This window comes from Stenomitos rutilans, assembly GCF_059505485.1.
On sequence record NZ_JCACKR010000065.1, the window covers coordinates 78,582 to 85,113 of the forward strand.

Here is a 6,532-nt window from a genome sequence, read left to right on the forward strand (position 1 = left end):
TTGAATTCATGCTGGCTCCTGGCGCCTCTCTAACAACTAGTAATTAACAACCAACAACTTCAATGACCAAGACTGCATGGGTGTTTCCAGGACAAGGCTCACAAGCGATCGGGATGGGCAGCGATTTGTTCGATCTGCCAGAAGCCAGTGCTAAATTTGAGCAGGCTGAACAAATCTTAGGCTGGTCGGTACCCGATATCTGCCAGCATCCAGAGGATAAAGTGTCGCGCACGCTTTACACGCAGCCGTGTTTGTACGTTATTGAAAGCATTCTGGCAGACTTGGTGCGATCGCGCGGGCAAGCACCTGATTTTGCCGCGGGTCACAGCCTGGGAGAATACGTGGCGCTCTACGTGGCTGGAGTTTTTGCGTTTGAAGCGGGGCTGCGGCTGGTGAAGAAACGCGCAGAACTCATGGATCAAGCGTCTGATGGCATGATGGCCGCCTTGCTTGGCTTCAACCAGGAACAGCTTGACCAACAGCTTCAACAAACGCCTGATGTCGTGCTGGCAAACGACAATAACGCTGGACAAGTAGTGATTTCGGGTACGCCTGCTGCTGTTGAATCCGTGTTGAGTCAGGTCAAAGCAAAACGAGCGATGAAGCTCAACGTGAGCGGTGCGTTTCACTCACCGTTGATGGCTCCTGCTGCCGCAGACTTCCAAACAACGCTTTCTGAAATCGCCTTCAACACTGCACAGATTCCGGTGCTCTCAAATGTTGATCCGGCTCCAAGCATGGACGCAAACGTGCTCAAGTCCCGTCTCAGTCAGCAGATGACAGGCCGGGTACGCTGGCGTGAGATTTCGTTGCGCTTACCTGAAGAGGGCGTGAGTCGTGTGGTAGAAATTGGCCCTGGTAAAGTGCTGACAGGCGTAATTAAACGCACTAGCCCAAGTCTAGTATTGGAGAATGTCAGCAATGTAGCAGAATTACCGCAGCCATAAAGGTTTTTAGTGGTAAAGCCTTCGGCATGGCTTCGCTAGAGATGAAGCTCAGTTTGACCAAATTCTGAAGTTCAAGGCGACAGCCACTTTTGAGGGTGGAACTGTATGCTTGATCACGACCCTGCTTCGCCTCAATCAAGAAATGTCGGCTTTGTAGAAATCGATGTAACCTAATTTTTCTTTTCAACGGACAATAAATCGCTCAATAGGCAGCATTAGCGGGAGTCATAAATGCTTTGCAGATGGTGGGGGCAGAAACATTAAAGAACAAGTGCGGTGAGGCGATCGTCAAGCCGCGTTTCGCTGTTCAGTGTTTCCACTTATACCTCTAGCCTAGAGACTCCAAGCCGGACTGGCGTATGGTTTGCACCGTGATTTTGCCTTAAAGCCTAAAAGGTTGACCTCATGGCTCTAATAAGGGAACTGATAACAAACAAAATCCCAGGTTAAAGGAAGTGGATGAGTGTATGGGTAGATGGGTAGATGAGCCGTGGGATGTTATTTTTCAGCAAGTCCCTAACCGAGCTTTTTACTCAATCGCTGCCGTTTTTTACTTGGAACGTCGAGCTTTTTAGCCAGATGATTGAGCTTCTTTTGTGGAGAAACTCAGTTTTTGAAGCGCACGCGATCGCCCACAGACTTCCTCAGAAGAAATCCCAGCAGAAGGGAGGTGTGCTTGCCCAGGCGTGATCGAGGCTGTCTAGCAAACTCCGATCGCCTTCCACTTCAAGTTCGCCTGTCCACAGCAAGTCGCGCGACCGACGAAAGCCAGCAAACAGTGTGGTCACATGCTCGATCGACGCTTTAATCACGGTTGTTGCAGGCTGAACGGTAGGATGCATTTTGCCATCCGCAAAGTCGCTGGTGATAATATGATCGCCCAACACCGGATCGGTGATCTGAAAGGTGAGCGTAAAAGGTGGCTGTGCGGGGATCGAGCGGAGGCGAAACGCGGCTTCTACGTCCACTAAGCGCCACATAAAGCCTGCGTTAATAGCACCCAGATGATGCGTCCAGCCGAATTCGGACGGGATGGCAGCCAGGGTTGGATCACGGCGTTGTTCTTGCAATAGATGAGGAAACGGATCGTCGGTATAGGTATTCCAGACGATCGTCGCCACCTGATCGCGTAGTGAAGCGAGAAAGCCCAGAATGCCTCGGTAGACGGCAGGTGTAGGCGCAACCCATTCCTGCACGATCGCAGCAAGGCTATTCTGCGGTGGCTCCAATCGGGCAAACTGCACCACTACATAGCCTCGCGCTTCTCCTGCTTCCGTGTAACAGTACACTTCGCGCCCCGTGACAGGCTTCACACGAGACTGCCACTGCCAATCCCACCGCCGCACCCAACCGTTATGCTTTAGCGCTTCTCGCTGATAGATGGCTTGCAGCATCGGCTCATGCTGAAAAGGGTCGTAGGGCACGATGTGCGATCGCTCGACATACCGGGGCAAGTGGCGTGTCGCAATGCGATATTGGTGCGATCGTCCGACCCAGGCCCAACCCAGCTTGCGATAGAAGCCATGCTGAAAGGGATACAGCATCATCAACGGAAGCTGCTGTGCCTGTCCGTCCTTCAGCGCGTGCTCGACCATCAGCCGCGCTAGCTTTTGCCCACGAGCATGAGGCGCAACGGCTACAGCTGAAAGCCCTATCGTTGGAAAGATCTGTCCTTCAAAGCAAAGGTTCAACCGAAGCTGAGCGTAGCTGCTGACCGTAAGCCCCGTCGCATTTTGAACGGCAACAAAGAGCGATCGATTGGGTAGATCCAATCCCTGTGCGTACCATTCACGCTCAATCTCAGCATTGGTACTAAGGGGCGCAAACGCAAGGCGATCGAGATGGACAATCTGCGGCAAGTCGCCGTCCTCAGCCGGACGCAGGGTGATTTCTGGTAAAGGGGGCATGGAGGGGTGGGGGTTAGGGTTCGGGGTGTAGGGTGTGGAGTGGAAGGGTTACAACAGTTGCGGCAGAACGGGGTTATCATGGCGCTGCAAAGGGGAGAGGCGATCAGGCAGCAGGCATGACACGTCAGTTGACGCACAAACTTTGTTGCTTCTCCGTGAGAAAGATACACTCAAAGTACACTCAACGGGTCGGTGTAATGGCAACATCACACCGTTAGCAACTGTTCCATCTACTCTTATGCCTTCTCAGATTACGCTTCAGGTAAACGGTGAGCTGCGTACTTGCGACTCCCAAACCTCTCTCCCCGGTTTCTTAGAACAACTCGGCTTAAATCCGCGCCTGGTTGCGGTGGAATACAACGGCGAAATTTTGCACCGTCAGTTTTGGGAGCAAACCGAAATGCAGCCCGACGATCGATTGGAAATTGTCACGATCGTAGGCGGCGGGTAGAAGGCAGAGGGCAGAAGGTAAAGGGCTAAAGAAGTTGTTGGTTGTATAGCCCGTTGGGCATTCAAGAAAAGTTGTTGGTTGTTAGAAGCAAACTGGACAGTGGCGCATTGAAAGATGACCGCTAATGGCTGATAGCTGACGGCCATTCCTCACAAGTTAAGACAAACCTGTTCCTGTCAAGACGGACGGGCACGGCGAGCAGTCGAGCTTGGGAGGGTTGTGGCGTACCGTCTTGAGGCCAGCAAGGTCGCGCTTTGCCGGTGGTCGGGCAGGGGGTCGGGGGTCGTGCGCTTAGCAAGGGCAAGAGCGCAGTGAGAGACCCCTGGCAAACGCCTTGCCAAGGCGCGGCGCTCCAAGGGGACAGCGAGTGCAGCGGCTTCCATCGCCAGACGGCGTCGAAGCGCCAGGCGGCCCAGCGATGCCGCTGGCTGCGGTTGCTGGAGCCAGTCCACCAGTCCGTGAGACCGCGCCCTCGCTGGCGGCGGGCGGCAACCTGCCACACGCGCCAGCGAGGGCAGTCAAGGTCAGCCACGCCCAAGGGGGGCCGTCCGTGGGGTCCGTGACCGCGGTGCGGTCGGTGTGCCCAGCGGAGCCCAACCTGGACTGCGACCCCGCACCGGCGCAAGCTGGGAGGGTCCTTGTCGCCTTGGCCGCGGTGCATCAGTTGGTCACGGTGCACCGCACTGCGGCTCCACCCGTGCGGCTGCATCCACGTGCCTTGGCTTGGAGTGGGGAGCAGCCGCCAACCCAGACCCGCTCCAAGGGTGCCATGCCACTGGCACACGCTCAGCCAGCGCTCGGCGCACCCAGCGCGCCGTGAGCACGGGCAACCCAGTCGGCACCCCGCGCTCAAACCACTCGGGAAACGCTCAACACCGTTGTGCTACCGCTTGTGGCGAGACTTTGACCGCTTGCCACCACAACCGGTCTGCGCGGGCTCAGCACCGCGTTACTGCTCCCACCGCGGGCACCTGTCGCCCGCGCCAGCGCCGCACGGCTGCTCCCCTTAACGGTCAGCTCCAGCGCTGCTCTCGCCATCCCCACGGCCGAGAAGAGACAGCGGGGGCAGACACGGCTGGACGCCGCAAGGCCTGGCGTGGTTGGCTGACAACGGCGTTGCGTAACGCTGGTGGCTGACGTCGTCGCATATGGTCTTGGAGGCTCGCTGAGTGGGACATACTATGCAAGTGGCTGGCTTGACTTTCACCTGCATTCCTTCACTTTCTACCAATGGCTGACGGCTTATAGCTATGACCGCAACCCCACAGTTTCACTGCTGCCAGCGTAAGCTAGGAATAGAGGCAATTTGTGAGGTTGCGATGGATATTGGCGTTCCCAAAGAGACGAAAGATCAGGAATACCGGGTGGGGCTGAGTCCGCATAGTGTGCGAAGCCTGACAGTGCAGGGGCATACCGTCTTCGTTGAAACAGAGGCAGGCAATGGCTCTGGCTTTACAGACGATGAGTACACCCAGGCTGGTGCAACGCTGGTGCCAGAGGCCGCAGATGCCTGGAATCATGCTCTGGTGGTTAAGGTTAAGGAACCCCTTCCCGCTGAGTACGCGTATCTTCAAAAAGAGCAAATGCTCTTTACCTATCTCCATCTGGCCGCCGATCGCGCGCTAACCCAAGCTTTGTTAGACGCTGGCACGACGGCGATCGCCTATGAAACGGTAGAGCTTCCAGGTCAGCGCTTGCCACTCCTGGCTCCGATGAGCATCATTGCTGGACGATTATCTGTGCAGTTTGGGGCGCGGTACCTGGAGCGGCAGCAGGGTGGCCGGGGTGTCCTTCTCGGTGGGGTTCCAGGTGTAAAACCCGGTAACGTGGTCATTCTCGGTGGTGGCGTTGTCGGTACAGAAGCAGCCCGAATCGCCGTGGGCATGGGTGCCCAGGTGCAAATTTTGGATGTCAATGTCGATCGCTTGTCTTACCTCGAAACGTTGTTTGGCTCCAGAGTGGAATTACTGTACAGCAACGTTAGCCAGATTGAAACGGTGGTGCCTGAAGCCGATTTACTCGTTGGTGCTGTGCTGGTGCTGGCACGAAAAGCACCTGTATTGGTCTCGCGGACAATGGTGCAGCAAATGCGTCCCGGCTCAGTCATTGTCGATGTGGCGGTAGACCAGGGCGGCTGCATTGAAACGGTGCGCCCGACCTCTCATTCGCACCCAACCTATGTTGAAGCAGGTGTTGTGCATTATGGAGTGCCAAACATGCCGGGGGCCGTTCCCTGGACATCGACGCAGGCACTCAACAATTCTACGTTGCCCTATATCATACAGTTGGCGAACTATGGATTGGAGGCACTCGATCGCAATCCGGCTCTGGCTCACGGGTTGAATGTCCAACACCATCATCTTATCCATCCTGCTGTCCAAGAGGTTTTTCCAGATTTGGTGGGCTAGTGGTTTGCCGTGAGCGGTCAGCTATCAGCAAACAGCTATTGATCCGATTTTTACCACCAGTCAAGCTTTGAGGCTTTAGTTTTTACTAAATCTTTGTGTCAGTCGTGTTGGCTCAACTTTCAGTCCGTAGCGCTGTTAATGTCCACTTTTTGTAGCGCTGGCGATTCATGCAACCCCGACTGTACGTGACTTCTTGCCCACCGCTAGACGTGAATTGTACGCACCATTCGTGCTGGCTGTGCCACCAGTAGCCAACGGCGGTTCCAGCCGCCAGTACGCTCACTCCAACCGCGACAAGCACCAGCTTTTTTTTGACGCTAGACATTTTCATTGCCACAGAGTACCCAACTTCAACGATGGCTTTCACCTAATCTAAGCTAAAAGTTAGCAATGCACCAATTCGCGTTTCTTAGAGAATGGTATGGCTCAAGATTCTGGGTTTCCCTGGTACTTTACAATCGACGATCGTCCCGTGAAAGTCGTCGCTACAGCTAATGGCGGGATGGATGTGTTAGTTGCAAACCCGACGACAGGAAAGCTAGAGCGCGATATGCAGTATCTCGCCTACTGTTTTGAGCCAGGGCAAAACGTGCAGCGTCTTTCCGAAACCGAGTTCAACGATCGCCTTGCGGCTTTGCGGGCTTCACTGGGCGATCGTTAAGCAGCTGTCGAACGCGTCAATTCACAGTTGTGGTGAAGGCACCTTTGCTGCTAACGATAGAATTTGATTAACGTCTGTAACATTTAGCTAACCGGCCTCTTGTCGGTTGTGCATCAGACAAGGGTGGGATAGGTTAAAAGGTCATGCCAAGTCCAGGG

General features: G+C 55.0%; 8 protein-coding genes. 5 read left to right on the plus strand and 3 right to left on the minus strand.

What is annotated here, in order from left to right; translation table 11 throughout:
* Positions 1-62: 62 nt before the first annotated feature.
* Positions 63-947: an ACP S-malonyltransferase gene (gene fabD / locus AC5JLP_RS12500; RefSeq protein WP_496068241.1), complete on the plus strand. Its 885-nt coding sequence runs from the start codon at positions 63-65 to the stop codon at positions 945-947.
* Positions 948-1,591: 644 nt separating this feature from the next.
* Here fabD and AC5JLP_RS12505 read toward each other — a convergent pair.
* Positions 1,592-2,854, minus strand: a complete 1,263-nt coding sequence (locus AC5JLP_RS12505) for a GNAT family N-acetyltransferase (RefSeq protein ID WP_496068242.1) — start codon at positions 2,852-2,854, stop codon at positions 1,592-1,594.
* A 238-nt stretch (positions 2,855-3,092) separates the two neighbouring features.
* Between AC5JLP_RS12505 and thiS the strand changes: the two genes are divergently transcribed.
* Positions 3,093-3,305, plus strand: coding sequence for a sulfur carrier protein ThiS (thiS, locus tag AC5JLP_RS12510; RefSeq protein ID WP_496068243.1), 213 nt, complete (start codon positions 3,093-3,095; stop codon positions 3,303-3,305).
* 176 nt (positions 3,306-3,481) lie between these two features.
* On the opposite strand, the gene AC5JLP_RS12515 is transcribed toward thiS, so the two are convergent.
* Positions 3,482-3,805 carry a hypothetical protein gene (locus AC5JLP_RS12515; RefSeq protein WP_496068244.1) on the minus strand — a complete coding sequence of 108 codons (324 nt, stop codon included), beginning with the start codon at positions 3,803-3,805 and terminating at the stop codon, positions 3,482-3,484.
* Between the two features lie 155 nt (positions 3,806-3,960).
* Here AC5JLP_RS12515 and AC5JLP_RS12520 point away from each other — a divergent pair, with 155 nt between their 5' ends.
* Together AC5JLP_RS12520 and ald are read left to right on the plus strand one after the other, a co-directional pair.
* Entirely contained in the window at positions 3,961-4,125 is a 165-nt protein-coding gene (locus AC5JLP_RS12520) for a hypothetical protein (RefSeq protein WP_496068245.1), read from the plus strand.
* Between the two features lie 499 nt (positions 4,126-4,624).
* Positions 4,625-5,713 (plus strand): alanine dehydrogenase, encoded by a 1,089-nt coding sequence (gene ald / locus AC5JLP_RS12525; protein ID WP_496068246.1) that lies wholly within the window; start codon positions 4,625-4,627, stop codon positions 5,711-5,713.
* Positions 5,714-5,825: 112 nt separating this feature from the next.
* On the opposite strand, the gene AC5JLP_RS12530 is transcribed toward ald, so the two are convergent.
* Positions 5,826-6,038, minus strand: coding sequence for a hypothetical protein (locus tag AC5JLP_RS12530; RefSeq protein ID WP_496068247.1), 213 nt, complete (start codon positions 6,036-6,038; stop codon positions 5,826-5,828).
* Positions 6,039-6,134: 96 nt separating this feature from the next.
* Here AC5JLP_RS12530 and AC5JLP_RS12535 point away from each other — a divergent pair, with 96 nt between their 5' ends.
* Complete coding sequence (locus tag AC5JLP_RS12535; RefSeq protein WP_496068248.1) at positions 6,135-6,374, plus strand: hypothetical protein; 240 nt, start codon at positions 6,135-6,137, stop codon at positions 6,372-6,374.
* Positions 6,375-6,532: the final 158 nt, after the last annotated feature.